28 protein-coding genes are annotated in these 25274 nt (G+C 70.3%); 6 read left to right on the forward strand and 22 right to left on the reverse strand.

Translation table 11 applies throughout. The annotated features are described in order from the left end of the window. Positions 1-2: 2 nt before the first annotated feature. Positions 3-1127 carry a GuaB3 family IMP dehydrogenase-related protein gene (locus RN607_RS11565; RefSeq protein ID WP_313497350.1) on the reverse strand — a complete coding sequence of 375 codons (1125 nt, stop codon included), beginning with the start codon at positions 1125-1127 and terminating at the stop codon, positions 3-5. 138 nt (positions 1128-1265) lie between these two features. On the opposite strand from RN607_RS11565, the gene RN607_RS11570 reads away from it, so the two are divergent. Together RN607_RS11570 and RN607_RS11575 are read left to right on the forward strand one after the other, a co-directional pair. After that, positions 1266-2024 (forward strand): exonuclease domain-containing protein, encoded by a 759-nt coding sequence (locus RN607_RS11570; protein WP_313497352.1) that lies wholly within the window; start codon positions 1266-1268, stop codon positions 2022-2024. A gap of 151 nt (positions 2025-2175) precedes the next feature. Beyond that, positions 2176-3450 (forward strand): Glu/Leu/Phe/Val family dehydrogenase, encoded by a 1275-nt coding sequence (locus RN607_RS11575; protein ID WP_313497353.1) that lies wholly within the window; start codon positions 2176-2178, stop codon positions 3448-3450. A 50-nt stretch (positions 3451-3500) separates the two neighbouring features. Here RN607_RS11575 and RN607_RS11580 read toward each other — a convergent pair whose 3' ends face one another. After that, positions 3501-4244 (reverse strand): TSUP family transporter, encoded by a 744-nt coding sequence (locus tag RN607_RS11580; RefSeq protein ID WP_313542747.1) that lies wholly within the window; start codon positions 4242-4244, stop codon positions 3501-3503. A gap of 83 nt (positions 4245-4327) precedes the next feature. Beyond that, positions 4328-5839 carry an IMP dehydrogenase gene (gene guaB, locus RN607_RS11585; RefSeq protein WP_313497357.1) on the reverse strand — a complete coding sequence of 504 codons (1512 nt, stop codon included), beginning with the start codon at positions 5837-5839 and terminating at the stop codon, positions 4328-4330. A gap of 216 nt (positions 5840-6055) precedes the next feature. On the opposite strand from guaB, the gene RN607_RS11590 reads away from it, so the two are divergent. Next, on the forward strand, positions 6056-6346 hold the full coding sequence (locus RN607_RS11590) for a WhiB family transcriptional regulator (RefSeq protein ID WP_313497358.1): 291 nt from the start codon (positions 6056-6058) through the stop codon (positions 6344-6346). Positions 6347-6412: 66 nt separating this feature from the next. On the opposite strand, the gene groES is transcribed toward RN607_RS11590, so the two are convergent. Beyond that, positions 6413-6706, reverse strand: coding sequence for a co-chaperone GroES (gene groES / locus RN607_RS11595; RefSeq protein ID WP_313497360.1), 294 nt, complete (start codon positions 6704-6706; stop codon positions 6413-6415). A 184-nt stretch (positions 6707-6890) separates the two neighbouring features. Here groES and RN607_RS11600 point away from each other — a divergent pair, with 184 nt between their 5' ends. Further along, complete coding sequence (locus RN607_RS11600; RefSeq protein ID WP_313542749.1) at positions 6891-8084, forward strand: THUMP-like domain-containing protein; 1194 nt, start codon at positions 6891-6893, stop codon at positions 8082-8084. A 51-nt stretch (positions 8085-8135) separates the two neighbouring features. On the opposite strand, the gene RN607_RS11605 is transcribed toward RN607_RS11600, so the two are convergent. Then, positions 8136-9752, reverse strand: a complete 1617-nt coding sequence (locus tag RN607_RS11605) for a glycoside hydrolase family 3 N-terminal domain-containing protein (RefSeq protein WP_313542751.1) — start codon at positions 9750-9752, stop codon at positions 8136-8138. 7 nt (positions 9753-9759) lie between these two features. Next, positions 9760-10800: a tRNA (adenosine(37)-N6)-threonylcarbamoyltransferase complex transferase subunit TsaD gene (gene tsaD / locus RN607_RS11610; RefSeq protein ID WP_313497366.1), complete on the reverse strand. Its 1041-nt coding sequence runs from the start codon at positions 10798-10800 to the stop codon at positions 9760-9762. A 55-nt stretch (positions 10801-10855) separates the two neighbouring features. Here tsaD and RN607_RS11615 point away from each other — a divergent pair, with 55 nt between their 5' ends. Continuing rightward, positions 10856-11485, forward strand: coding sequence for a malonic semialdehyde reductase (locus tag RN607_RS11615; RefSeq protein WP_313542753.1), 630 nt, complete (start codon positions 10856-10858; stop codon positions 11483-11485). On the opposite strand, the gene rimI is transcribed toward RN607_RS11615, so the two are convergent. Genes rimI through glmS form a run of 6 tightly spaced genes read right to left on the reverse strand, consistent with a single transcriptional unit; the run spans position 11482 to position 16424 of the window. Continuing rightward, on the reverse strand, positions 11482-11958 hold the full coding sequence (rimI, locus tag RN607_RS11620) for a ribosomal protein S18-alanine N-acetyltransferase (protein ID WP_313542754.1): 477 nt from the start codon (positions 11956-11958) through the stop codon (positions 11482-11484). The two genes, RN607_RS11615 and rimI, sit on opposite strands and share 4 nt — an antisense overlap. Further along, the gene (gene tsaB / locus RN607_RS11625; protein ID WP_313542755.1) at positions 11955-12569 is read right to left on the reverse strand and encodes a tRNA (adenosine(37)-N6)-threonylcarbamoyltransferase complex dimerization subunit type 1 TsaB; all 615 of its coding nucleotides are present in this window, start codon (positions 12567-12569) and stop codon (positions 11955-11957) included. The genes rimI and tsaB overlap by 4 nt, the downstream gene beginning before the upstream one ends. A gap of 9 nt (positions 12570-12578) precedes the next feature. Further along, positions 12579-13070 (reverse strand): tRNA (adenosine(37)-N6)-threonylcarbamoyltransferase complex ATPase subunit type 1 TsaE, encoded by a 492-nt coding sequence (gene tsaE, locus RN607_RS11630; RefSeq protein ID WP_313497374.1) that lies wholly within the window; start codon positions 13068-13070, stop codon positions 12579-12581. After that, on the reverse strand, positions 13067-14176 hold the full coding sequence (alr, locus tag RN607_RS11635) for an alanine racemase (RefSeq protein WP_313542756.1): 1110 nt from the start codon (positions 14174-14176) through the stop codon (positions 13067-13069). Before alr ends, tsaE begins: the two co-directional genes overlap by 4 nt. Before the next feature lie 25 nt (positions 14177-14201). Then, positions 14202-14555, reverse strand: coding sequence for a holo-ACP synthase (locus tag RN607_RS11640; protein ID WP_313497378.1), 354 nt, complete (start codon positions 14553-14555; stop codon positions 14202-14204). Positions 14556-14558: 3 nt separating this feature from the next. Then, a complete protein-coding gene (glmS, locus tag RN607_RS11645) occupies positions 14559-16424 on the reverse strand; it encodes a glutamine--fructose-6-phosphate transaminase (isomerizing) (RefSeq protein ID WP_313497380.1) in 1866 nt (621 codons plus the stop codon). 48 nt (positions 16425-16472) lie between these two features. Between glmS and coaA the strand changes: the two genes are divergently transcribed. Beyond that, complete coding sequence (gene coaA, locus RN607_RS11650; RefSeq protein WP_376784168.1) at positions 16473-17444, forward strand: type I pantothenate kinase; 972 nt, start codon at positions 16473-16475, stop codon at positions 17442-17444. Positions 17445-17455: 11 nt separating this feature from the next. Here coaA and RN607_RS11655 read toward each other — a convergent pair whose 3' ends face one another. The 10 genes from RN607_RS11655 to rpsM form a co-directional block, all read right to left on the reverse strand. Beyond that, positions 17456-18349: a class I SAM-dependent methyltransferase gene (locus tag RN607_RS11655; protein ID WP_313542760.1), complete on the reverse strand. Its 894-nt coding sequence runs from the start codon at positions 18347-18349 to the stop codon at positions 17456-17458. Next, entirely contained in the window at positions 18346-19104 is a 759-nt protein-coding gene (locus RN607_RS11660; RefSeq protein WP_313497387.1) for a DedA family protein, read from the reverse strand. Before RN607_RS11660 ends, RN607_RS11655 begins: the two co-directional genes overlap by 4 nt. Before the next feature lie 144 nt (positions 19105-19248). After that, positions 19249-20610, reverse strand: coding sequence for a phosphoglucosamine mutase (gene glmM, locus RN607_RS11665; RefSeq protein WP_313542762.1), 1362 nt, complete (start codon positions 20608-20610; stop codon positions 19249-19251). A 17-nt stretch (positions 20611-20627) separates the two neighbouring features. Further along, positions 20628-21107 (reverse strand): 30S ribosomal protein S9, encoded by a 480-nt coding sequence (gene rpsI / locus RN607_RS11670; protein WP_313497391.1) that lies wholly within the window; start codon positions 21105-21107, stop codon positions 20628-20630. Positions 21108-21127: 20 nt separating this feature from the next. Further along, on the reverse strand, positions 21128-21571 hold the full coding sequence (rplM, locus tag RN607_RS11675; RefSeq protein WP_313497393.1) for a 50S ribosomal protein L13: 444 nt from the start codon (positions 21569-21571) through the stop codon (positions 21128-21130). Positions 21572-21846: 275 nt separating this feature from the next. Next, positions 21847-22743, reverse strand: a complete 897-nt coding sequence (locus RN607_RS11680; RefSeq protein ID WP_313542764.1) for a tRNA pseudouridine synthase A — start codon at positions 22741-22743, stop codon at positions 21847-21849. Positions 22744-22792: 49 nt separating this feature from the next. Next, entirely contained in the window at positions 22793-23344 is a 552-nt protein-coding gene (rplQ, locus tag RN607_RS11685; protein ID WP_313497397.1) for a 50S ribosomal protein L17, read from the reverse strand. 15 nt (positions 23345-23359) lie between these two features. Continuing rightward, complete coding sequence (locus tag RN607_RS11690) at positions 23360-24352, reverse strand: DNA-directed RNA polymerase subunit alpha (protein ID WP_313497399.1); 993 nt, start codon at positions 24350-24352, stop codon at positions 23360-23362. A gap of 139 nt (positions 24353-24491) precedes the next feature. Beyond that, complete coding sequence (gene rpsK, locus RN607_RS11695; protein WP_062200777.1) at positions 24492-24881, reverse strand: 30S ribosomal protein S11; 390 nt, start codon at positions 24879-24881, stop codon at positions 24492-24494. Between the two features lie 3 nt (positions 24882-24884). Then, a complete protein-coding gene (rpsM, locus tag RN607_RS11700; protein ID WP_313497402.1) occupies positions 24885-25253 on the reverse strand; it encodes a 30S ribosomal protein S13 in 369 nt (122 codons plus the stop codon). Positions 25254-25274 lie beyond the last annotated feature (21 nt).

Genomic DNA, 25274 nt, shown 5'->3' on the forward strand with positions numbered 1-25274 from the left:
CCTCAGCCGGCCTGGTAAGGGCTGACGACCACGTCGACGCGCTGGAACTCCTTGAGGTCGGAGTACCCGGTGGTGGCCATCGAGCGGCGCAGCGCGCCCATGATGTTGGTGGTGCCGTCGGCGCGGGTGCCCGGGCCGAACAGGACCTCCTCGAGGGTGCCGGTGGTGCCCACCCGCACGCGCTCGCCGCGCGGCAGGGCCGAGTGGTACGACTCGGGGCCCCAGTGGTACCCGGCGCCAGGCGCCTCGGCTGCGCGCGCCAGGGCCGCGCCCAGCATGATCGCATCCGCGCCGCAGGCGATGGCCTTCACCATGTCTCCCGAGCGCCCCAGGCCACCGTCCGCGATGACGTGCACGTACCGACCACCGGACTCGTCGAGGTAGTCGCGGCGCGCGGCCGCCACGTCGGCCACCGCGGTCGCCATGGGGGCGTGGATGCCGAGCGTGGTGCGCGTGGTCTGCGCCGCGCCGCCTCCGAACCCGACGAGCACGCCCGCCGCGCCGGTGCGCATCAGGTGGAGCGCCGCCTGGTAGGTCGATGCTCCGCCGACGATGACCGGCACGTCGAGGTCGTAGATGAACTTCTTGAGGTTGAGCGGCTCGACCTCGGCCGACACGTGCTCCGCGGACACGGTGGTGCCCCGGATGACGAACAGGTCGACGCCGGCCTTCAGCACCGTCTCGTAATGCTCCTGGGTGCGCTGGGGGCTGAGCGCTCCTGCGACGGTCACGCCCGCCGCGCGGATCTCCTGCAGCCGCTGGACGATCAGCTCGTCCTTGATGGGCTCCTGGTAGATCTCCTGCATCCGCAGCGTCGCGGCGTCCATGGACAGGGTCGCGATCTCGTCGAGCAGTGCCGCCGGGTCGTCGTACCTGGTCCACAGGCCCTCGAGGTCGAGGACGCCGAGCCCGCCATGCTGCCCGAGAGCGATCGCGGTCGCCGGTGACATCACGGAGTCCATGGGGGCTCCGATGACCGGGATCTCGAACCGGAAGGCGTCGATCTGCCAGGCCAGGCTGACCTGCCGCGGATCGCGCGTTCGTCGGGACGGGACCACCGCCACGTCGTCGAAGCTGTATGCACGGCGGCCGCGCTTGCCGCGCCCGATCTCCATCTCGTTGCTCACCGTCCCAGCCTAGCGGTGGAGCCGACGTTCGCCGGAGGCCACCGGCCCGGGTCTCGCACCAGGGCCGATGCGGCGGACCTGTGGACAGGGGACCGTCGGCGCGCGCCGATGTCGGAAGACCGTGAAAGGGTGGGCACCATGACTTGGCTCGACGAGACGATGGTGGGATTCGACACGGAGACGACGGGGGTGTCCACGGCGAACGACCGCATCGTCACCGCCGCGATCATCACGCGGCGGGCGGGCGAGGAGCCGCGGACGCGCACCTGGCTCATCAACCCCGGCGTCGAGATCCCTGCGCGGGCGATCGAGGTGCATGGCATCACCAACGAGAAGGCGCGTGCGGAGGGCATGGACCCCGCACAAGGTCTCGAGGAGATCGCGACCGCGCTCGCCGAACCGCTCGCCGCAGGCATCCCCGTGGTCGGCTTCAACGCCCAGTACGACCTCAGCATCCTCGAGGCAGAGCTCGCCCGGCACGGCCTGGCGTCGCTCGCCTCACGGCTGCCTCGGGGGATCCGCCCGATCGTCGACCCGCTGGTGATCGACCGGTTCCTTGACCGGTACCGCAAGGGCGGCCGCAAGCTCATCGACATGTGCCGCATCTACGCGGTCCCGGTCGTCGCTGACGATCTTCATGCCGCAGACGCCGACGTGCTCGCCACGCTCGACCTGCTGCCCGCCATGGCGCACCTGCACCCGACGCTGGCCCAGGTCGCCTTGGACGACCTGCACGACCAGCAGATCGAGGCGCACCGGGTGTGGGCCACCCGCTTTGCAGCATTCCTGAAGTCGAAGGGCGAGACGGACGACCTCCCGAGCCCGCTCTGGCCCGTGTCGGCTGCCGACCCGGAGCCGCAGCCGCAGCCCGAACCGGAGCTCGACGCCCTCTTCTAGGAGGCGGCCGCGTCGACGGCGGGCTGTCCCCCACACCTGCCGTGCGCCAAGCTCACGGAGCCGAACGACCGGCGCGAGACCCCGCACGCCGGATGCACGGATCACCCTTCTCCCAGGCGTAGCCTGACCTGACAGGTATCAGGAGGTTGCAATGGCGCACCCCGAGTCCCCGGTACTGCCGCAGGCTGCCGGTCCGCTCGCCGACGCGTTGGCCCAGCTGCACAAGGCGGCCGCCACGCTCGAGATCTCAGACGGTCTTCACCAGCTTCTCGCGTCACCCCGCCGCGAGCTCGCCGTGAGCATCCCGCTCCGGCGGGACGACGGGACGCTCGCGCTCTACTCGGGCTTCCGCGTCCAGCACAACTTCACCCGCGGACCCGCCAAGGGCGGTCTGCGCTACGCGCCTTCGGTCGACCTGGACGAGGTCCGCGCGCTCGCGATGTGGATGACCTGGAAGTGCGCGCTCGTCGACGTGCCCTACGGCGGCGCCAAGGGCGGCGTCGCGATCGACCCGCGCGAGCACAGCAAGTCCGAGCTGGAGCGGGTGACGCGGCGCTACACCACCGAGATCCTGCCGATCATCGGCCCCGAGGTGGACATCCCCGCCCCCGACGTCGGCACCGACGAGCAGACGATGGCGTGGATCATGGACACGTACTCGGTCGCCCGTGGATACACGGTGACCGGCGTCGTGACGGGCAAGCCCCTCAGCCTGGGCGGCTCCCAGGGACGCGCGCAGGCCACGTCCCGAGGCGTCGCGCACATCGCGCTGATGGCGATGGCGAGCCGCGGCATCGACCCCAACCACGCGACAGCTGCCGTGCAGGGCTTCGGCAAGGTGGGCCACGGTGCCGCGAGGTTCCTCGCCGAGGCCGGCGTCAGGGTGCGTGCGGTGAGCGATGTGGACGGCGCCGTGTACGCGCACGACGGTCTCGACATCGCGCGGCTCGCCGAGCACGTGGACCGTACCGGCTCGGTCGCGGGCTTCGACAGCGCGGAGGCCATCGATCCCGGCTCCGTGCTCACGCTGGACGTCGACGTCGTCGTCCCTGCCGCGGTGGAGGGCGTGCTAACCGAGGACAACGCGTCCAAGGTCCAGGCGCGCATCGTCGTCGAAGGTGCGAACGGCCCCACCACGGAGGCCGCGGACGCGATCCTCAAGGACCGCGACATCCTGGTGGTGCCGGACATCCTCGCGAACGCGGGCGGCGTCGTCGTCTCCTACTTCGAGTGGGTGCAGGCGAACCAGGCCTATCAGTGGACCGAGCGCGAGGTGAACGACCGGCTCGAGGAGCGGATGGCGAAGGCGTGGCACGACGTCGTGGCCCACTCAGGGGCGCACGGCATGACGTATCGGGAGTCGGCCACCGTCCTGGCCGTCGAACGCGTCGTGGAGGCGCATCGCCTACGCGGTCTGTACCCGTGATCGCGCGCCTCTGGGCCTGAGCCGACGCGCTGGGCGCACCGCCCGGCACGTCAGCTGAGCAGGAACCTCACCAGCATCGCGAGCGACACGGCGACGATGAGCCCGCGCAGCACGAGCGGATTCGCCCTGAGCAGCAGGTGCGAGCCGATCCACGCACCCGCGAGCTGACCGAGCGCCATGACTGAGCCCACGAGCCACACCACCTTGCCCGCGGCGACGAACACCGCCAGCGCAGCCAGGTTGGTGGCGAAGTTGAGCGTCTTCGCGAGGGCGGTCGAGCGGCGCAGGTCGAAGCCCCGCAGCGCGACCCCCCCGAGCGCGAACAGGGAGCCCGTGCCTGGCCCGAAGGCGCCGTCGTACGCACCGATCAGGGGCACCACGCCGCCCACGTACGCACGCCGGGTCAGGCGTGCGCGGGGCGGTGGCAGGTGCGCATCCCGCACCAGCAGGAAGTATGCGGCGACGCCCACAAGCACGATCGGGATGACGACCTGCAGGGCCTCGGGGTCGATGAACAGCACCGCCACGGACCCGATCGCGGACCCTGCGAACGCCACGAGCATGGGTCCTCGCACGTCGCGCCATGCGACGCCGTGCTTACGGATGACCTGCACGGTGGCGGTGAGGGTGCCGAAGGACCCCTGCAGCTTGTTGGTGCCGAGCGCCTGCACGGGGGGAACGCCGGCGAGCAGCAGCGCAGGCAGGGTGATCAGCCCTCCCCCACCGGCGAGGGTGTCGAGCAGCCCCGCACCGAACGCCACGAGCACCAGCAGTGCGAGCATGCGCCCGCTCACGTGCAGCGACGATCCAGCTCCGGATGCGGCCTCCGTCGTCGCCGCGGCGACGTGCAGGGCGCCGCCGACGAAGCCGACCGTGGTCAGCTCTTGCCGGAGTAGTTCGGCGCCTCGACCGTGATCTGCACGTCGTGCGGGTGGCTCTCCTTGAGGCCCGCAGGCGTGATGCGCACGAACTTGCCCTTGGCCTGCAGCTCGGGGATGGTGCGGGCTCCGACGTAGAACATGGACTGGCCCAGGCCGCCGACGAGCTGACGGACCACCGACGACAGCGGGCCCTTGTAGGGCACCCGCCCCTCGATGCCCTCGGGGATCAGGTCGTCGTCGCTGGGCGCATCGGCCTGGAAGTAGCGGTCCTTGGAGTAGGAGACACGACCGCGCGAGGCCATGGCGCCCATGGAGCCCATGCCGCGATAGGTCTTGAACTGCTTGCCGTTGACCAGCACCAGGTCGCCGGGGGTCTCGCTGACGCCGGCGAAAAGGGAGCCGAGCATCACGGACGAGGCACCGGCGACGAGCGCCTTGGCGATGTCGCCGGAGTACTGGAGACCACCGTCGGCGATCACGGGCACGCCCGCGGGCCGGGCGGCGAGCGATGCCTCGTACACCGCGCTGACCTGCGGGACGCCGACGCCCGCGACCACGCGGGTGGTGCAGATCGATCCAGGACCGACCCCCACCTTGACGGCGTCGACGCCCGCGTCGACCAGCGCCTTGGCGCCCGCCCGCGTGGCGACGTTGCCGCCGATCACCTGCACGTGACGGGTGGCCGGGTCGGACTTGAGACGCTTGATCATGTCGATCATCGCCTGAGCATGGCCGTGGGCGGTGTCGACCACGAGCGCGTCCACGTCGGCGTCGACGAGCGCGGTCGCACGCTCCCAGGCGTCGCCATAGAAGCCGACGGCGGCGGCCACGCGAAGTCGCCCCTCGGAGTCCTTGGTGGCGTGCGGGTACTTCTCGGTCTTGACGAAGTCCTTGACGGTGATGAGGCCGGTGAGGCGACCGTCGGCGTCGACGAGCGGCAGCTTCTCGACGCGGTGCTGGCCGAGCAGCCTCGCCGCGTCCTCGTTGCTCACGCCCTCGGGTGCGGTGATGAGCGGCATGGGCGTCATCTGGTCCTTGACCAGGAGCCGCGCATAGTCGCTGGGGTTGATGAACCGCATGTCGCGGTTGGTGATGATCCCGAGCAGCCGATTGTCCTCGTCCACCACCGGCAGGCCGGACACGCGGTATCGGGCGCACAGCGCGTCGAGCTCCGCGAGCGTGGCCTCCGGGCCTACGGTCACCGGGTCGGTGATCATGCCGGACTCGGAGCGCTTGACGGTGACGACCTGCTGCGCCTGGTCGTCGATGGAGAGGTTGCGGTGCAGCACGCCGATGCCGCCCAGGCGGGCTAGCGCGATCGCGAGCCTCGCCTCGGTGACGGTGTCCATCGCGGCGCTGAGCAGCGGCACCTTGATCGAGATCTCGCGGGTGAGCCGGGTCGTGGTGTCGACCTCGGAGGGGATGACATCGCTCTCTCCGGGGAGGAGGAGCACGTCGTCGTAGGTGAGTCCGGTGTAGCCGAAGGGGTCGTGTTCAGCGAGCGCCATGAACCGATTCTACGGGCCCTCACGAGCGCTCGGTCGCGCCCCGAAGATGGGCCTTGCCAAGACGTTCACGAACGCGGTAGACAGACACCAAGGGTTCAACGACGAGCCCTTGACCTGGGCGATTGGTCCGTTCTAGGGTGAATATCACGGTTTGATAACGAAGTCAGACCGAGCTTGGTGATCATTCCGCTCAGGGGAACGACGTGAGGAGCTGCCATGGAGTCGATCGCAAGACTGCCGGCACCGACGCAGGACCAGTGGGAATGGCAGTACCGGGGGGCCTGCCGCGGCGCGGATCCGGACCTCTTCTTCCATCCGGAAGGCGAACGTGGAGCAGCCCGGCGCAGGAGGGCCGAGACGGCCAAGCAGTACTGCGCCCGATGCCCCGTGCTCGACATGTGCCGTGAGCGCTCGCTGATGGCGCGCGAACCGTTCGGCGTCTGGGGCGGTCTGAGCGAGGACGAGCGTCACGCGATGCTCGTCGGACGGCTCAAGAAGGCGAGCTAGACGCGAGAGCATGCACGAAGGCCCGGGAGCGGATGCTCCCGGGCCTTCGTCGCGTTCTTGGTCGGACTAGCCGACGATGGCGAGCAGGTCGCGCGCGGAGAGGATGAGGTACTCCTCGCCCGCGTACTTGACCTCGGTGCCGCCGTACTTGCTGTAGATCACCTTGTCGCCCACGGCGACGTCCACGGGGACGCGGTTGCCGTTGTCGTCGACACGACCCGGGCCCACCGCCACGACCTCGCCCTCCTGGGGCTTCTCCTTGGCGGTGTCAGGGATGACGAGGCCGGAGGCCGTGGTCGTCTCGGCGGCAGCCGCCTTGACCACGACCTTGTCCTCCAGAGGCTTGATTGAGACCGACACTGCGGACCTCACCTTCCGTCTCGAAGTTCAGGTTGCGACATCTGCCGGGCGACCTGCCGTCGCGGGGGTCAGGCGAACCGGACCGATGCCACGCTCCCTCTCGGAGCAAGGTCAGATTAGCACTCACCTGCCACGAGTGCTAATGCGACTGCGGGCGGTGCCGGACCGTGGAATCATCGCTGGCATGGACGCCGACACCGCACGCCTGCTGCTGGCTCCGGAGACCCTCGCGCTGATAGATCGGCTTCCGCCGTACGACTCGATCGAACCGCTCGCCTTCGGCAGCCGGCTGCGAGCGGAGGGCCTGGACGGCCGGCTCGTCGCAGCGGTCCTGACCCAGGCGGAGCTCCGCTCGAGGGCCCGCGGCAAGCTGGGCGAGTTCGCCGTGGGCATGCTCTTCACCCGCGAAGGTCTGGAGCAGGCCACGCGCCTGAGCGTCGCAGGCAGGCATGCACGACGGTACGCATCCGCCGGCTGCACCAGGGTCGCCGACCTCACCGCCGGGCTCGGCGTCGACGCGATGGCGCTCGCAGCGCTCGGCCTGGCGGTCATGGCGTTCGAGCTCGACGAGGCGACCGCGCTGCTCGCCGACCACAACCTGCGGCATTGGGACGACGCGGTGGTGGTGCATGCGGACTCCATGGCCACGGTGCGCAGGGTCGACGGGATGGACGCCGTGTTCGCCGACCCCGCCAGACGCACGGGCCGGGGCCGGCGCCACGACCCGCGCGACTACTCCCCCGCACTCGACGACGTGCTCGCGCTGCGCGACCAGTTCCCCGCACTCGGCGTCAAGGTGGGCCCTGGCATCCCTCACGACGCGATCCCCGCCTCCACGACCGACGCGCCGGTCGAGGCCCAGTGGGTATCGGTGGACGGCGACGTCGTCGAGGCGGGGCTGTGGTGCGGGCCGCTCGCGCGCACGCACGGCCACTCGGCCCTCGTCGTGCGCGGTTCCGACGCGCACGAGCTCGCCGCGGATCCGATCCCCGGCGAGGTCGGCCCCCTCGGCGAGTACCTCTACGAGCCCGACGGCGCCGTCATCAGGGCCGGTCTCGTCGGCCCTCTCGGGGCCCGACTCGACGCGCGCCTCGTGGACCCGACGATCGCCTATCTGACAGCTGACGCCCCGCACCCGACTCCGTTCGCGCACGGCTACCGCGTGCTCGAGGCGATGCCGTACTCCACCCAGCGGCTCGCGAAGGCGTTGCGCGAACGCGGAGTGGGGCGGGTCGAGATCAAGAAGCGCGGCATCGACGTGACGCCGGAGCGGCTGCGACCTCAGCTGAAGCTGCGGGGCACGGAGGCCGCCACCGTCGTCCTCACCCGCATCGCCGGGCGCCACACGGCGCTCCTCGTGGAACCGCTCGACCGCTGACTACAGCTCCTCGGGCGAGGCGGGGAGAAGAGATCGCTCGGTCGCGGGCGGTCAGCACGCCGCGGGGACGTTCGCAAGCGCCACGGGCCAGCGGCCCTGCGGCGCGACCGCGCCCGTGAGCACGTCCGCGAGTCCCGCGAGGGCCGAGTCCCCACGCCCGTACACCGCCGCGTAGACGCGGGCCGTCGATCCGCTGAGACCCCACGGTCCGTCCATCGCCACGACCACGTCGGCGCTCCCCGACGTGTCGTCGGAGCCCGTGAGCCAGATCGTGGATCCGCCCTCGCCCAGGACCACGCCGTGCGAGGCGAGCGCCGCAGCAAGGGCGTCACGGTCGGCCCGGAAGCCGCCCGTGATCGTCACCGGACCCGTGACGAAAGGCGCGTCGCAGTCCGCTGCGGCGACGGTGACGCCGGCGTCGGCGAGCGCCCGCGCGTAGTCCCCGGTGACGGTGGGCGCGACCTGCACGAGCCCGGCCTGCCATCGTGACAGCAGGATCACCCGCGCGGCGGCCTCGTCGAGCCTCGCGCGAGGCAGGGTCCCGGAGTCGACAGCCGCGACGATCGCATTCAGCGAGGCGTCGACGGACTCGGGCATGAGCAGCAGGTCCGCACCAGCGGCGAGCGCCTTCACCGAGGCCTCGCCAGGGCCGTAGGACTCGGTGATGGCTCCCATGTTCAGCGCGTCCGTGATCGCCACGCCCGTGAAGCCGAGCTGATCACGCAGGTAGGCGTACGCCTGCGGGTCGAGGCTCGCCGGTGCGTCACCCCACGCCGCCACGGCGATGTGGCTCATCATCACCATGGGAGCGCCAGCGTCGATCGCGCGCGTGAACGGCACCAGATCCGCCTGCTGGAGCACGTCGAGCGACGCGGACTGCGTCGGCAGCGCGTCGTGCGAGTCGACGGTCACGGAGCCGTGGCCCGGGAAGTGCTTGATCGTGGGGATCACGCCCGCATCGAGGTAGCCGCGCATCGCCGCGACCACGGTGTCCGCGACCGCGTCGGGATCGTCGCCCGCCGAGCGCGACCGGATGACGGGGTCGGCAAGGCCGATGGTGACGTCCGCGACGGGCGCGAAGTCGACCGTGAAGCCCAGCTGTGCGAGGTCACGCCCCTGGGCCGCGTACACGCCGCGCACGAGCGACTTGTCGCGGGCGGCGCCGGCCGCCATGAAGGCGGGGAGGTCCGCCACTCCGTCGCTGAGCCGGGCCACGGTGCCACCCTCCTGATCCACGGAGAGGAGCGCGGGCCATCCCCTGCCTGCCGCCCCCTCCTGCGCGGCCGCATTGAGGTCGGCCGCCACACCGGCGCTCTCAGTGGCGGAGGCGAGCAGCATCACGCCTGCGAGTCCCTGGTCGGCCACCATCCGTTCCAACTCGGCGGGATCCTCGTAGGTGTAGGAGGGCATGAGGACCGCCCCGGCAGCCTCGCGAGCACTGAGGCCCTGAGCGGTCGCGAGCGCGTCGTCCCACGCGGCGAGCGTGGGACCCCATGCGAACGTCTCGTGCCCAGGGTCCGGTGACGCGGACGCCAGCGCCGAGGTGCTGCTCGGAGTCGGTGGCGCGGACGCGGTCGGCTGCGTCGGCGAGGCGCCGCACGCGGCGAGCACACCGACGGACAACGCCACCGCGGTGGTCCTCAGCGAGCCTGCGAGGAAGCGCCGCATGCAGTCCTCAGACGGTGATCGTGCTGAGCGGCATGGACGAGTCGACACCGATGTCGAGCCGGCTCGGCGCCACGCCCCGTCGCGCCACGGCGGAGCCGAGCGCGGCGATCATCGCACCGTTGTCGGTGCAGTAGCGGATCGGCGGGATCCGCACGTCGATGCCCGCCTGCTCGCACCGTTCGGTCGCGAGCTCGCGCAGCTGCGAGTTGGCGGAGAACCCGCCGCCGATCACGAGCGTGTCGACGTCGTGCGCACGGCAGGCGGCGATCGTCTTGTCCACCAGGACGTCGGCGACGGCGGCAGCGAAGGAGGCGGCGACGTCGGCCACCGGGATGTCCTGGCCTGCCTCCTCGCGTGCCTCGATCCACCGCGCGACGGCGGTCTTGAGCCCTGAGAACGAGAAGTCGTACGCATGCGTCTGCATCGCCTTGGCACTGGTGAGCGCACGCGGGAACGGGATCGCCTGCGGGTCGCCCTCCCGCGCCAGCCGGTCCACGTGCGGTCCACCGGGATACGGCAGGTGCAGCAGGCGTCCCACCTTGTCGAAGGCCTCCCCTGCGGCGTCGTCCAGGGTGTGGCCCAGCTCGACGACGTCGGTCGCGATGTCGTTCACGAGCAGCAGCGACGTGTGCCCACCTGAGACGACGAGCGCCATGGTGCGTTCCGGCATCGGGCCATGCACGAGCTCGTCGACGGCGGCGTGGCCGATCACGTGGTTGACCCCGTACAGCGGCCTGCCCAGGGCGAGCGACAGCGCCTTCGCGGCGGCGACGCCCACGGTCAGCGACCCGACCAGCCCAGGGCCCGACGCGACGGCGATGCCGTCCACGTCCGCCAGGCCGACGCCTGCACGGCTCAGCGCCTCCTCGACGGTCGGCACGAACGCCTCGAGGTGCGCGCGAGACGCCACCTCGGGGACGATGCCGCCGAAACGGGCATGCTCGTCCATGGACGACGCGACGACGTCGGCGAGCAGCTCGGTGCCGCGCACCAGTGCCGCTCCCGTCTCGTCGCAGGTGCTCTCGAGGCCGAGGATCAGAGGTTCCACCCCACCAGGGTAGTCGGCGGGAATACGGGCGGGCGCATCGTCGTCATACCTGCACGTGAGCGCAGTGCCCGACCTCTCCGCAGCGAGCTTCCAGATTCCGCAGGACGCCATCAGGCTCCTGTTCCTCGACGCGCGCTCGGCGACCCGGTGGGCGGACCGCGAGGTGTCGCTGGACACCCTCAAGGCGGTGCACGAGCTTGTGCGGTGGGCACCGTCGGCCAACAACTCGGCTCCGCTTCGCCTCGTCGTGGCCGGCTCGGACCACGCCCGCGAGATCGTCATGGAGCATGCGTCGCCCGGCAACCGCCCCAAGCTGGACCGTGCGCCCATGATCCTCGTGGCCGCCTCCGACGCCCGCTATCACGAGCATCTGGACGTGACAGCGCCAGGGATCCACGGTCTGTACGAGGTCCTGGAGGACAGGCCCGACGCGAGGGCCATCACCGCTCACGACAGCACCTGGCTGCAGATCGGCTTCCTCATCGTCGCGCTGCGATCCGCCGGGCTGCACGTGCGCCCCATGGGCGGCTTCGACCGCGCCGGCCTGTCGCGCAGCCTGCTCGGCGATCGCTCGTGGCACCCCGAGCTGCTGCTCGCCGTCGGCTACCCGGCGCAGGACGGGGAGCATGGCGCCGGCGATCGCCGCGGGCGTCCCAGCTGGGACACGGCGACCCTGGAGCTCTAGCTGGCCTCGTCCGGGCGCATCGCGCGCCTCATCACAAGAGCATCGACGTCCTCCGGCTGGTAGTACCGCCGGCGCACGCGCACGTCCTCGAAGCCGTACGACCGATACAGGGCCAGCGCGGCCTCGTTCGTCACGGCGACCTCCAGCCACACGTCGGGCACGTCGAGAGAGCGCGCCTCGTCGAGCAGGTCGTCGATGATCATCCGCGCGAGCCCCTCGCGTCGATGCTCCGGCAGCACCGCGAGGTTGAGCAGCGAGAACGCATCGCCGTCGAATCCGTACACCGCGTACGCGACCGGCCGGTCATCGATCCACACGCCCCTGTAGCGCCGACCGCCATAGCGGAAGTCCTCCCTGATCAGCGTCTCCGACCACGCCGACGGACCGAACAGGTCGCGTTCCACCCCCGCCATCCAGGCAAGGTCACGTTCGTGGAGGTCGCGCAGTCGAGCCGCGCGGGGGCCGTCGGTCACGCCCCGGGGATGCCGTGCACGTCGGGCCGGCGCAGATACAGCGGCTCGGTAGGCAGGTCCGTCTCACCCGCCGCCAGGCGACGGGCCACCACGCGTGCGAGCCAGGCAGGGTCCACGTCGACGACCGTGCCGCCGGGCAGCGCCTCGGGGTACAGCCCGGCGCCAGGCCCGGCCAGGGCGCCGACGACGGGCACGTCGGCCGGGTGCGCGACGTCAGGGCCGGCGACGCGCTCGCCCTCCCTGTAGGTCGCCCAGTAGAGCTCCTTGCGCCGGGCATCGGAGACGACGGTCAGCTCGACCTGATCCGCGAGCGCGGCGCCGATGGCGTCGAGCGAGCACGTGCCGTGCACCGGCACACCCCATGCGAACCCGAGCGTCCTCGCGGTCACGAGGCCCACGCGCAGGCCCGTGAAGGGCGCCGGTCCCGTGCCGACCACGATGCTCCCGATGTCGCCGCGCGCACAGCCCGCCTCCTCCATGCAGTCGCGGATCAGACCGGACAGCAGCTCCGCATGACCGCGGGGCGCGTGCTCGGTGCGGGAGGCGCGGACGTCATCTCCGTCGAGGAGGGAGACGGCCACGGCGGCGGACGTGTCGAGCGCGAGGATCATGCTCACAGCCTAGGCGCCGGCCGGGAACTCGCCCCGCCAGCGATCGCCGTGCGCGGTGACCCGCACCTGGCGGACGCCTGCGTCGGGCGCGGACATGTCCAGCTCTCCGCCACGTTCACGGGAGATCACGACGTGCAGGCGGTCCTGCGACAGCTGCTCCGCGGCACCCTCGCCCCACTCGACCACGGTCACGGAATCCTCGAGCGCCGCGTCCAGGTCCAGGTCGTCGAGCTCGGCCAGAGAGCCCAGCCGGTAGGCGTCCACGTGGACCAGCCCGGGCCCTCCCACGAGCGACGGGTGGGTGCGGGCGATGATGAAGGTAGGGCTCGCCACGGGTCCACGCACGCCGAGCGCGTCGCCCAGGCCCTGCGTGAAGGTGGTCTTGCCCGCGCCCAGGTCGCCCGTCAGGATCACGAGGTCGCCCGCGCGCAGGCGCGGCCCCACCACATCACGGCCGAGCGCCTTCATCGCCTCGGCGTCCGGGGCGTCGTACGTCGTCATGCCTCCACCTTCGGTCGCAGGCCGCCGAAGCGGCACAGGATCTCGTAGTCGATCGTGCCGACCGCGTCGGCCCAGTCGCCTGCCGACGGACCTGCCGGGCCGATCAGCGTCACCTCGTCACCCTCGGTGACCTCCGTGTCCGGCCCCAGGTCCACGACGAACTGGTCCATGCACACGCGGCCCGCGATCGGGTAGCGCGTGCCACGGATAGCGACGTGCGCGCGTCCACCGCCGCCCCCGCGGAACACCCCGTCCGCATAACCGACAGGCACCAGGCCCAGCATCGTCTCTCGTGAGGTCGTGTACTCGTGGCCGTAGCTCACGCCCTGGCCGGCATGCACGGGCTTCACGAGCGCGACCCGCGTCGTCACGGACATCGCGGGGACCAGCCCGAAGTCTCGCCCGTCAGGGTCCTGCACCGGCGGGCGGCCGTACATCGCGATGCCAGGCCTCACGAGGTCGAAGTGCAGGTCGGGGCGCGTCAGCGTCGCGGCCGAGTTGGCGAGGTGCCGCACCTCGAGCGCGATGCCCCGTTCCTCTGCGAGCTCCAGGGCGACCAGGAACACCGTCGCCTGGCGGTTGATGGTGGGGTGGCCCGGCTGGTCGGCCCATGCGAGATGCGACCACATGCCGACCATCCGGATGACGCCTTCGTCCTGCAGCTGCTTCGCGCGATCCAGCAGGTCGGGCAGCAGGTCCAGCGGGCAGCCTTCGCGGCCCAGCCCGGTGTCGACGAACAGGTGGAGGCGCGGGGCCCTGCCCGCGGCGCGTGCGGCCTCGGCGATCGCCTCGAGGACCTTGAGCGAGCCGAACGACATGTCGATGTCGGCCGCCACCAGGTTGGCGAAGGGGCCGTCCATGCCATAGAGCCACGTCAGGATGCGACCCGTGTCGCCCGCCTCGCGCAGCTGCAGCGCCTCGCCCGGCTGCGCGGTGCCCAACCAGGTCGCACCGCCCGCACGCGCTGCACGACCTGCCTGGACCAGGCCGTGCCCGTAGGCGTCCGCCTTCACGACCCCCATCACCTGCGCGTCCGCGGCACGCTCCCGCAACGTCCGCACGTTGGCGGTGATCGCGTCGTAGTCGATGCGGATGGCGATGCTCATGGATCCAGTCCTCCTCAGGTGCGGGTCAGCTCTCCGCGACGACGACCGCGGAGGCGATGCCCGCGTCGTGCGTCAGCGAGAGGTGAAGGGTGACGATGCCCAGCTCGGCCGCGCGCGCCGCGACGGTGCCGGTCAGGCTGAAGCGAGGCGGGCGACCGTCCTCGCGGGCGACCTCGCAGTCCTGCCACGACAGCCCGCCGGGCGCTCCGAGCGCCTTCGCGAGCGCCTCCTTCGCGGCCCAGCGAGCCGCGAGCGAATGATGGCCGAGCGCGCGCTCGGCCGGCGTGAAGACCCTCTCGAGAAAGCCGGGCGAACGCTCGAGCGCGTCCTCGAACCGCTCGATCGCGACCACGTCGATGCCCAGACCCACGACGGCCACGTCTCACTCCACCGTGACGGACTTCGCCAGGTTGCGCGGCTGGTCCACGTCGAGGCCCTTGGCGGAGGCGAGCTCGTGGGCGAAGATCTGCAACGGCACGACGGTCAGCAGCGGACTCATGAGCACGGGCGAGGCGGGCACGTAGAACACCTGCTCCGCGTGCTCCGCCGCCTCGGTGTCACCCTCCTCCGCGATCACGAACGTGCGGGCGCCGCGCGCACGCACCTCCTGCACGTTGGAGATCACCTTGCTGTGCAGCGACTCGCGACCGCGCGGACTGGGAAGGATGATGAACACCGGCTGACCCTCGTCGATCAAGGCGATCGGGCCATGCTTGAGCTCGCCCGCCGCGAAGCCCTCCGCATGGATGTAGGCGATCTCCTTGAGCTTGAGCGCGCCCTCGAGCGCCACCGGGTAGCCCACGTGCCGGCCCAGGAACAGCACGCTCCCCTCGTCGACCAGCGACCGCGCGAGCTCGCGCACCGGCTCGGCGGAATCGAGCACCCGCTGGATCTTGCCGGGCATCTCGTCCAGCTGCGCGAGCAGGGTGCGGATCTCGTCGGGGAACTTGTTGCCGCGCAGCTCAGCCAGGTAGATGCCCAGCAGGTACGCCGCAGTGATCTGCGCGAGGAACGCCTTGGTGGACGCCACCGCGATCTCGGGCCCGGCGCGGGTGTAGAGCACCGCGTCGGACTCGCGAGCGATCGTGGAGCCCTGGGCGTTGACGATCGCGATGACAGGCGCGCCCTGCTGCTGCGCGTGGCGCAGCGCCATGATCGTGTCCATCGTCTCGCCCGACTGGCTCAGCGCCACGACGAGCGTGCGGACGTTGACCACCGGGTCCCGATACCGGAACTCGTGCGCGAGCTCGACCTCGACCGGGATGCGCGTCCAGTGCTCGATGGCGTAACGCGCGACCAGGCCCGCATAGGCGGCGGTCCCGCATGCGATCACGACGATCTTGTCGATCGAGTTGAGGACGGAGTCGGCGATCAGTCCCTCGTCGAGCTTCAGCTTCCCGTGCTCGTCGATCCGGCCGCGCAGGGTGTCCGCGACCGCCGTCGGCTGGTCGTGGATCTCCTTGTCCATGAACGTGGAGAAGCCTCCCTTCTGGGCGGCTTCCGAGTCCCAGTCGATCCTGTACGGCTCCCGCTCGATCGGATTGCCCGCGTAGTCGGAGACGCTGACGCCGTCCGGCGTGATCTCCACGACCTCGTCCTGCCCCAGCTCCAGGGCGGTGCGGGTGTGCTCGATGAACGCCACCACGTCGGAACCGAGGAAGTTCTCACCCTCGCCGAGCCCGACGACGAGCGGCGAGTTGCGGCGCGCACCCACGACGACGCGCGGCTCATGCGAATCGACCGCCAGCAGCGTGAACGCACCCTCGAGTCGGGCGGCGACCAGGCGCATGGCATGCACCAGGTCGTGCCCCGCGAGCACCTCGCGGGCCAGCATGTGCCCCACGACCTCCGTGTCCGTGTCGGAGAGGAAGCGCACGCCCTCGGAGCGCAGCTCGGCCCGCAGGGGGCTGTAGTTCTCGATGATGCCGTTGTGGATGATCGCGATGCGCCCGTCGGCGGCCAGGTGCGGGTGCGCATTCGCGTCCGTCGGAGCGCCATGCGTCGCCCACCGCGTGTGGCCGATCGCCGCGGTGCCCGGCCGGAGGGGATGCTCGGCGAGCTCCTTGCCCAGGTTGACGAGCTTGCCGGCCTTCTTGGCCATGTCCACGTGCGTCGGATCCTCGGTCACGACGGCGAGCCCCGCGGAGTCGTAGCCCCGGTACTCGAGCCGTGCCAGACCGGCCATCACGACGCCCTCAGGCCTTGCGCTCGGCGCGCCCGAACCGACATAACCCACGATTCCGCACATGCGGTCAGTCTAGGCGGCGCCCGGACCGGACCACGGCAGGTCCACAGCATGCGCCAGAATGGTCCCGTGGCCCCGATCGATGCGTCCTCGCGCACCCCGTTCGTCACCCTGTCACGGGACGAGTGGGCGGCGCTCGCCGACGCGACTCCCCTGCCTCTCACGGAGGATGACGTGCGCCGGGTGCGCGGCGTCGCCGATCCGATCTCCCTCGAGGAGGTCGACGTGATCTACCGGCCGCTCTCCCGCCTGCTCGACCTGTACTCGCAGGCCACAGGCGGCCTGCACCGCGCGACCACCGAGTTCCTGGGCGAGCGGGCCAGACGCACGCCCTTCGTGATCGGTGTGGCAGGCTCGGTTGCGGTCGGCAAGTCCACGACTGCGCGCGTGCTCCGCGAGCTGATGGCACGGTGGCCCGCCTCTCCGCGTGTCGAGCTCGTCACGACGGACGGGTTCCTCCTGCCCAACGCCGAGCTGGAGCGTCGCGGCCTGATGTCCCGCAAGGGCTTCCCCGAGTCGTATGACCGCCGCGCTCTGCGGCGCTTCGTCGCGGACGTCAAGTCCGGCCTGCCCGCGGTGACGGCGCCGGTGTACTCGCACGTGACCTACGACATCGTGCCCGACGAGCGGGTCGTGGTGCGCAGTCCCGATGTCCTGATCGTCGAAGGTCTCAACGTGCTCGCGCCTCCGATCCTGCGGGAGCCCGGCTCATCGGCGTTCGCACTGTCCGACTACTTCGACGCGTCGATCTATGTCGACGCCCGTACGGACGACGTGCGGCGCTGGTACATCGACCGATTCCTCACCCTGCGGTCCACCGCGTTCTCGCGCCCCGACTCGTACTTCCGCAGCTACGCGGATCTCACCGACGACGAGGCGGTCGAGCGCGCGTCGTACATCTGGGACACCATCAACGCCCCGAACCTGGCTCGCAACATCGCACCGACCCGCGCGCGCGCCACGATCATCCTGAGCAAGGGCGCCGACCACAGCATCGAGTCTGTGCGGCTGCGCAAGCTGTAGAGGGCCGCTCCTCAGTTCGGCTTGCGTGCGACGAGCGTGAGGGTGCACGGCATCACGCCGGCGTCGCCTCCTGGCCACGCGAAGTCGCCTCCTGGAAGCGCGACCATCCGCTCCGCGAACCTCCACGGCAGCGTCCGGCCCTCGTCCATGGCGACGAGCGTGAGCCCGGCATCGAGAAGCGCCATGACGATCTCTGAGATCGGGTGCGCCCATTCGTAGGTGCGGGTGGCCTGGACCACTCCTTCACCTACGTAGGTGGCTCCGTCGTCCCACTGGAGCGCCAGCCCATCGGAGAAGTAGCGGTATCTGGCGACCAGCTCGGCGCGTTCCTCGTCCAGCGTGAAGAGGAACGGGTGCCCATCCCTGAAGTAGAGGATGCCTCCGGGCCGCAGCAGCGCTTCGACCTGCCGCGCCCACGCCCGCAGGTCATGGAGCCAGCCGACCGTTCCGATGCTCGTGTACACCACGTCGAAGGCACGGTCGGCGCCGAGCGCGCGATCCACGAGCGACCGTGCGTCGAGGACATCCCCCTCGACCCACTGCGCGGCGATCCCCAGCTCGGCGGCGAAGCCGCTCGCGGCCTCGAGCGCCGCCGGAGAGAAGTCCACGCCGACGACGCTCCGCGCACCAGCGCGCGCAAGCGACACCGTGTCGGTCCCGATGTGGCACTGCAGATGGCACACGTCCAGGCCGTCGAGTGTTCCGCCGGGCAGATGCGGTGCGAGGGCCTCCAGATCATCCCTGACCACGGTCGACACGTGCCGCGGGTCCTTCCGGTACGCGTCGAGCCCATACGCGGCGACATGCAGGCCGACGCGGTCCTCCCAGTTGGCGAGGTTCGTCTCACGGGCGTCGTTCCAAGCGACATCCACGCCGTCGACCGGCTGCGGTAGCTCCTCGTTCATTCGTCGTCCCCGTCGCGGGGATGCGCGCCGTGCCGTTCCGCGCGCCGCTCGCGGATCGTCGGCCGCACCTCGATCTGACCGGTCTCAATCCGTTCCTCGATGTCCGCGGCAAGGTCAGGCAGCTCGGGCGCGCCGAAGCCCAGGAGCGACAGGATCTTGTCGACGAAGAAGCCCAGGACCGTTCCCGCGACGACTCCGACGACGATCGACACCAGGAGGTTGTCCGAGAACAGCGAGGCGGCGACCGTTCCCAGCAGGATCGACCAGAGCGCCCAGATGGACACCGCCACGGCGTCGATCGTCATGAAGCGCCTCCGCGGATACCGCAACGCGCCGGCGGTGAGGTTGACCGCGACGCGGCCCATCGGGATGAACCGCGCAGCGATGATGAACGAGGTGCCGCGCCGCTCGAGCTGATGCTCCGCCCAGTCGAGCGACTGGCGCGGCTTGTCGCGCGTGAACAGGTTCCAGTTGCGCACGTCGAAGCGCGAGCCGAGGAAGTACGCGATCTGGTCGCCGCACCATCCGCCCACCGCACCTGCCACGAAGATGAGCACCAGGATGGGCGTGCCGGTCTGCACCGATGCCGTCGACGTCGCGATGATGATCGACTCGGACGGCACCAGGGGGAAGAAGCCGTCGATCAGCGCCATCAGGAAGGTGAGCGGATAGATCCACAGAGACTCGGCGAAGAGGAGGATCCACTCGTTCAACCGAGCGCTGAGATGCAGGATCCAGTCGAGAGCCGTGTTCACCCGGCCAGTCTTCCAGGTGCGACCTGGCAGGGCGATAGGGCATGTCCCGGATTCCGCGAAGAGCGCAAGGTGGAGCGACGAGCAACGCACCGGAGGCTGCGCGACGGATGCTCGCGAACCAGGCTCGGGATGACCCGTCCAGGCCTAGAAGGCGAGTCGCTCCTTCACGACCGCGGCCAGCGCGTCGGCGTGCCGCTGGGCGTCGTCCTGGGTCGCCGCCTCGACCATGACCCGGACGAGCGGCTCGGTGCCCGACGGGCGCAGGAGCACCCGGCCCGAGTCGCCGAGCGCGGCACGGGAGTCGGCGACCGCCGACGCGAGCGCTGCGTCGGTGTGGACGCGGCTGCGGTCCACGCCCGGCACGTTCACGAGCACCTGCGGCAGCGTGGCGATCGCAGCGCACTGCTCGTGGAGGGAGCCGTCGGCGGCCACGCGCGCGCCCAGCATGAGCGCGGTGAGGACCCCGTCCCCCGTGGTCGCGTACTTCGAGAGGATCACGTGGCCCGACTGCTCGCCGCCGAGCACGTAGCCGTTCTCACGCATCGCCTCGAGGACGTAGCGGTCTCCCACAGCGGTCTCGACGATCTCGATCCCTGCGGCACGCATCGCGTGATGCAGCCCCAGGTTGCTCATGACGGTGGCGACCAGGGTGTCGCGGTACAGCGTGCCCGCCCGTTGCATCGCGATCGCGAGCAGGCCCATGATGCGGTCGCCGTCGACGATGGCTCCCGTCGCGTCGACCGCCAGGCACCGATCCGCGTCGCCGTCGAATGCGACGCCCATGTCCGCACCGTGCTCCAGCACTGCGGCCTGGAGCGGGCCCAGGTGGGTCGAGCCGACCCCCTCATTGATGTTGACGCCGTCGGGCTCGGCGTTGATGACGATCACGACCGCGCCAGCGGCACGCAGAGCCTCCGGGCCGACGACGCTCGCGGCACCGTGCGCGGCATCGACGACCATGGTGACGCCCGCCAGCGGAGCATCCACCCCGGTGAACTCGCGGACAGCGCCCACCACATGGGAGACATACTCGGCGGCGAGACCCTCGGCCCGCACCAGCCTGCCGACGTCCGACCCCGTGGGCCGCTCCCAACTCTCGCCGAGCCGGGCCTCGATGGCCTCCTCGACGGCGTCGTCGAGCTTGTGGCCACCTCGGGCGAAGAACTTGATGCCGTTGTCCGGCATGGCGTTGTGGGAGGCGGAGACCACCACGCCCAGGTCCGCACCGCTCGACGCGGTGAGGAACGCGACGGCAGGAGTGGGCAGCACGTCAACCGAGAGGACGTCCACGCCCGCAGACGCAAGACCGGCCGCGACCGCCGCGCTCAGGAACTCGCCTGAGACGCGGGGGTCGCGGCCGATGACGGCACGCGGTCGGTGACCGGAGAACTCGCCCCGCTCGGCCAGCACGTGAGCCGCGGCGACCGCAAGGTCGACCGCCAGCTCCGCCGTGAGGTCGCGGTTGGCAAGGCCCCGGACACCGTCCGTGCCGAAGAGTCGCGCCATGTGGACGGCGTGACCGCTTAGCGCTTCGAGTACTGCGGCGCGCGGCGGGCCTTCTTGAGACCCGCCTTCTTGCGCTCCACGACGCGAGCGTCGCGGGTCAGGAAGCCGGCCTTCTTGAGGGTCGGACGGTTCGTCTCGGCGTCGATCTCGTTGAGCGCGCGGGACACACCGAGGCGGAGCGCACCGGCCTGACCGGACGGGCCGCCACCCTGGATGCGGGCGTGCACATCGAACTTGCCCTCGATGTCCAGGAGCGCGAACGGGGAGTTCACGAGCTGCTGGTGCACCTTGTTCGGGAAGTACGTCTCGAGGTCGCGGCCGTTGATGACCCACTTGCCGGTACCGGGGACCAGGCGCACGCGGGCGATGGCCTCCTTGCGGCGGCCGAGGCCGGCGCCGGGGGCGATCTCCGAGGTGCCCTTGCCGCGCTCAGGCGCGGTCTCGGTCGTGTACTCGGTGGGGGTCTCGTTGTCGACGTCGGTCGTCACATCTGCCATGGTTCTAGGTTCCTTCAGGACTACTGCGCGACCTGCGCGATGGTGAACGTCTTGGGCTGCTGCGCGGCGTGCGGGTGCTCGGCACCGGCGTAGACCTTCAGCTTGGTGAACTGAGCGGCGCCCAGCTTGGTGTGGGGCAGCATGCCCTTGACGGCGTTCTCGATCACGCGCTCGGGCTGGCTCGCGAGGAGGTCGCCGATCGCCTTGGTCTTGAGGCCGCCCGGGTAGCCGGAGTGACGGTAGACCATCTTGTCGGTGAGCTTGTTGCCGGTGAGGGCAACCTTCTCAGCGTTGATGATGATCACGAAGTCACCGAGGTCCATGTGAGGGGCGAAGGTCGCCTTGTGCTTGCCACGAAGCAGCTGAGCAGCCTGCGAGGCAAGACGACCGAGAACCACGTCCGTCGCGTCGATGACGTACCAGTCCTTGGTGACGTCACCCGCCTTGGGAGAATACGTACGCACTGTGAAGCCTTAACTTTCGGAGTTCTGAGCGCGGGCAGAGGCCCGCTGAGGTTCGGTCGGCGTACCTGCGAAAGGCGAGTGGGAGGCACCGTTCCACGGGGAGCGCACAACGACGACCGAGTTTACCGGCGTGTCGGTACCCGGGTCAAACCGTGGCGCGTGGCAGAGCCCGCACGACCGCACCGTCAGTCGGCTGGGTCCCGCGTCGTCGGCACCATCATGCGTCCATCGAGGCCGTTCCCGCCACCCGACCGGCCGGCCATGTGCAGCCGCTCTCAGAGAAGCTCGGACTCCGCACGGCGATCCCTCGTACGCTCGGCCCGCGCGGCCAGCTCGTCGTCCGGTGGGTACACGACCTCCTCGAGGGTGAGGCCGTGGGGTGGCGCCACAGCGATCGCCTGGGAGCGCTCACGGTGACCAGCCACGCCGCCGAGCCACGCGAGATCCCGGCGTCCCTCGCCTACGGCGAGCACGGCGCCCACGAGGCCACGGACCATCGAATGGCAGAAGGCATCGGCACGCACCGTCGCGACGACCAGGCCCGTGTCGGGCCCCTGCGAGGGCCGCGTCCACGAGAACTCGACGAGGTCGCGGATCGTGGTCGCGCCCTCACGCGCCTTGCAGAAGGCAGCGAAGTCGCGAAGGCCCGTGAGCGTGGCGGAGGCTGCATCGAGCACACCAGCGTCCAAGGAACGTCGATGCTCCACGACAAAGGCGCGCCGCAACGGATCCCGCGACGCCGGATCGTCGCACAGCCGGTAGGCGTAGCGGCGCTCGAGCGCCGAGAACCGCGCGTCGAAGCCCGGGGCGGCCGCGGTCACCGCTCGCATCGCCACGTCGGGCGGCAGGACCCCCGCGAGCCTCACGCGGAGCGCTTCGCCCGGCTCCCGATCCGAACGTCCAGGCAGACGGGTCCAGGCGTCCACGGGCAGGTCGACGTGAGCCACCTGCCCTCGAGCATGCACGCCGGCGTCCGTGCGGCCTGCCACGGTCACGCGCAGAGCAGCGGCGGGCGACCCGTCGGCCTTGCGCACCACGCGCGCCAGGGACGTCTCCAGGACGTCCTGGACGGTCCTGAGGCCCGGCTGCGCGGCCCACCCGTGGAACGACGTCCCGTCGTACGAGAAATCGAGACGGGCCCGCACGACGTCACTGCTGAGCAGCTCGGTCATGCGGGCCCGTCCCGTGATTCGCGCGGCGCGCTGAGCGTCGCGTCGTGGCTTACTTGTCGTCGGCCTCGGCGGGAGCCTCGGTCGCGGCCTCGACGGCCTCCTCCGCGGTCTCCTCGACGACGGCCTCGGTCTCGACGACCTCCTCGGCGGGGGCCTCCTCGACCTTCTCAGCCTTCGGCGCAGCCTTGGCAGCCTTCTTGGTGGCCTTCTCGGCCTCCTTGGAGACGGCCTTCTTGGCAGGGGTGCCGAACTCGACGAGCTCGATCACGGCCATGGGGGCGTTGTCGCCCTTGCGGTTGCCGACCTTGGTGATGCGGGTGTAGCCGCCCTCGCGCTCCGCGAAGCCGGGTCCGATCTCGGTGAACAGGGCGTGCACGACGCCCTTGTCCGAGATGATGCCGAGCACGCGACGGCGCGAGGCGAGGTCGCCACGCTTCGCGAAGGTGATGAGGCGCTCAGCGTAGGGACGCAGGCGCTTCGCCTTGGTGACGGTGGTGGTGATGCGACCGTGCTCGAAGAGGCTCTGGGCCAGGTTCGCCAGGATCTGACGCTCGTGGGCCGGGCCGCCGCCGAGACGGGCTCCCTTGGTGGGGGTAGGCATAGGGGTGTTCTCCTCTTAGTCTTCGCTGCCCGAGAAGTACACGCCGGCGGCCGCGCCACCGTCGTACTCGATGCCCGAGTCCTTCAGGGAGAAGCCGAGCTCGGCCAGCTTCTCCTTGACCTCGGTGATCGACTTCTGGCCAAAGTTGCGGATGTCCATCAGGTCGGTCTCGCTGCGCGCGGTGAGCTCACCCACGGTGTGGATGCCCTCGCGCTTGAGGCAGTTGTACGAACGCTGCGTGAGGTTCAGCTCCTCGATGGGCTGGTTGTAGTCCTCCTCGAGCGCCTCGTCGGTGTCCGACGGGCCGATCTCGATGCCCTCGGCGTCCTCGTTCAGCGCCTTCGCCAGCGAGAACAGCTCGACGAGGGTCGATCCGGCCGAGGCGAGCGCGTCACGCGGGGAGATGGACGACTTGGTCTCGACGTCGATGATGAGCTCGTCGAAGTCGGTGCGCTGGGCGACGCGGGTGGCGTCGACCTTGTACGTGACCTTCAGCACCGGCGAGTAGATCGAGTCCACGGGGATCTGGCCGATCTCCGCGTCGTAGACCTTGTTGAGCGAGGCGGGCACGTAGCCACGGCCACGCTCGACGGTCAGCTCGACCTCGAACTTCGCCTTGGAGTTCAGCGTCGCGATGTGGAGGTCCGGGTTGTGGATCTCGACACCGGCCGGCGGGGCGATGTCCGCGGCGGTCACGGCACCAGCACCCGACTTGCGCAGGTACATGACGACGGGCTCGTCGTGCTCCGAGGAGACGACCAGGGTCTTGAGGTTCAGCAGGATCTCGGTGACATCCTCCTTCACGCCCTCGATGGTCGTGAACTCGTGGAGGACACCCTCGAAGCGCACGGACGTGATAGCGGCGCCCGGGATGGACGACAGCAGCGTGCGGCGCAGCGAGTTGCCCAGCGTGTAGCCGAAGCCCGGCTCCAGCGGCTTGAGCGAGAACTGCGAACGGTTCTCCGAGATGACCTTCTCGGTGAGGGTGGGACGCTGTGCGATGAGCACGGTTGTTTCCTTTCCGAGCACCCGCTATTTGATGCTCGCAAACCTGGTGCCCGTCTGAGGCGCCAGGGTCAGCGTAGGGAAGTGAGTGTGGCGGCGCGCGGCGATCGCGACCGGGGCCTGTGCCCCGGTCGCGATGCTGCTAGCCGCGGCGGCGCTTCGGGGGGCGGCAGCCGTTGTGAGCCTGCGGGGTGACGTCCTTGATGGAGGTCACCTCGAGGCCGGCGGCGGTCAGCGAGCGGACGGCCGTGTCGCGACCGGAACCCGGACCCTTGACGAAGACGTCCACCTTGCTCATGCCGGCGTCCTGGGCACGGCGTGCGGCGGCCTCGGCGGCCATCTGCGCGGCGTACGGCGTCGACTTGCGCGAACCCTTGAAGCCCACCTGGCCCGACGACGACCACGACACCACGGCGCCCGAGGGGTCCGTGATGGAGATGATCGTGTTGTTGAAGGTCGACTTGATGTGCGCCTGACCGTGCGCGACGGTCTTCTTGATCTTCTTGCGCGGCTTACGTGCGGGAGCTGCCATGGCTTACTTCTTCTTTCCGGCGACGGTCTTCTTGCGGCCCTTGCGGGTACGCGCGTTGGTCTTGGTGCGCTGGCCACGGACCGGCATGCCACGGCGGTGGCGCAGACCCTGGTAGTTGCCGATCTCCACCTTGCGGCGGATGTCAGCCTGCACCTCGCGGCGCAGATCGCCCTCGACGGTGAAGTGGGCCTCGATGTACTCGCGCAGGGCGACGAGGTCGGACTCCTCAGCGTCCTTGACGCGAAGGTCCGCGCTCACACCGGTGGCGGCGAGGATCTCGTGGGCGCGAGTGCGCCCGATTCCGTAGATATAGGTGAGTGCGATCTCCATGCGCTTCTCGCGCGGGAGGTCGACACCGACAATGCGTGCCATATGTAGCTGCTACTCCATCAG

The organism is Demequina capsici, assembly GCF_032102965.1.
GTDB classification, from domain to species: Bacteria; Actinomycetota; Actinomycetes; order Actinomycetales; family Demequinaceae; genus Demequina; species Demequina capsici.

What these genes read in the sequence shown, in the direction of transcription:
- tsaE (WP_313497374.1), bottom strand. Translation starts at nt 13,070, where the DNA reads ATGACGACGTACGACGCCCCGGACGCCGAGGCGATGAAGGCGCTCGGC.
- RN607_RS11680 (WP_313542764.1), bottom strand. Translation starts at nt 22,743, where the DNA reads ATGACCGAGCTGCTCAGCAGTGACGTCGTGCGGGCCCGTCTCGATTTC.
- RN607_RS11600 (WP_313542749.1), top strand. Translation starts at nt 6,891, where the DNA reads ATGGACGCCGACACCGCACGCCTGCTGCTGGCTCCGGAGACCCTCGCG.
- rpsI (WP_313497391.1), bottom strand. Translation starts at nt 21,107, where the DNA reads ATGGCAGATGTGACGACCGACGTCGACAACGAGACCCCCACCGAGTAC.
- RN607_RS11655 (WP_313542760.1), bottom strand. Translation starts at nt 18,349, where the DNA reads ATGAACGAGGAGCTACCGCAGCCGGTCGACGGCGTGGATGTCGCTTGG.
- glmM (WP_313542762.1), bottom strand. Translation starts at nt 20,610, where the DNA reads ATGGCGCGACTCTTCGGCACGGACGGTGTCCGGGGCCTTGCCAACCGC.
- RN607_RS11605 (WP_313542751.1), bottom strand. Translation starts at nt 9,752, where the DNA reads ATGCGGCGCTTCCTCGCAGGCTCGCTGAGGACCACCGCGGTGGCGTTG.
- glmS (WP_313497380.1), bottom strand. Translation starts at nt 16,424, where the DNA reads ATGTGCGGAATCGTGGGTTATGTCGGTTCGGGCGCGCCGAGCGCAAGG.
- RN607_RS11570 (WP_313497352.1), top strand. Translation starts at nt 1,266, where the DNA reads ATGACTTGGCTCGACGAGACGATGGTGGGATTCGACACGGAGACGACG.
- RN607_RS11590 (WP_313497358.1), top strand. Translation starts at nt 6,056, where the DNA reads ATGGAGTCGATCGCAAGACTGCCGGCACCGACGCAGGACCAGTGGGAA.
- RN607_RS11575 (WP_313497353.1), top strand. Translation starts at nt 2,176, where the DNA reads ATGGCGCACCCCGAGTCCCCGGTACTGCCGCAGGCTGCCGGTCCGCTC.
- coaA (WP_376784168.1), top strand. Translation starts at nt 16,473, where the DNA reads ATGCGCCAGAATGGTCCCGTGGCCCCGATCGATGCGTCCTCGCGCACC.
- rplQ (WP_313497397.1), bottom strand. Translation starts at nt 23,344, where the DNA reads ATGCCTACCCCCACCAAGGGAGCCCGTCTCGGCGGCGGCCCGGCCCAC.
- alr (WP_313542756.1), bottom strand. Translation starts at nt 14,176, where the DNA reads ATGAGCATCGCCATCCGCATCGACTACGACGCGATCACCGCCAACGTG.
- tsaB (WP_313542755.1), bottom strand. Translation starts at nt 12,569, where the DNA reads ATGATCCTCGCGCTCGACACGTCCGCCGCCGTGGCCGTCTCCCTCCTC.
- guaB (WP_313497357.1), bottom strand. Translation starts at nt 5,839, where the DNA reads ATGGCGCTCGCTGAACACGACCCCTTCGGCTACACCGGACTCACCTAC.
- rpsM (WP_313497402.1), bottom strand. Translation starts at nt 25,253, where the DNA reads ATGGCACGCATTGTCGGTGTCGACCTCCCGCGCGAGAAGCGCATGGAG.
- rpsK (WP_062200777.1), bottom strand. Translation starts at nt 24,881, where the DNA reads ATGGCAGCTCCCGCACGTAAGCCGCGCAAGAAGATCAAGAAGACCGTC.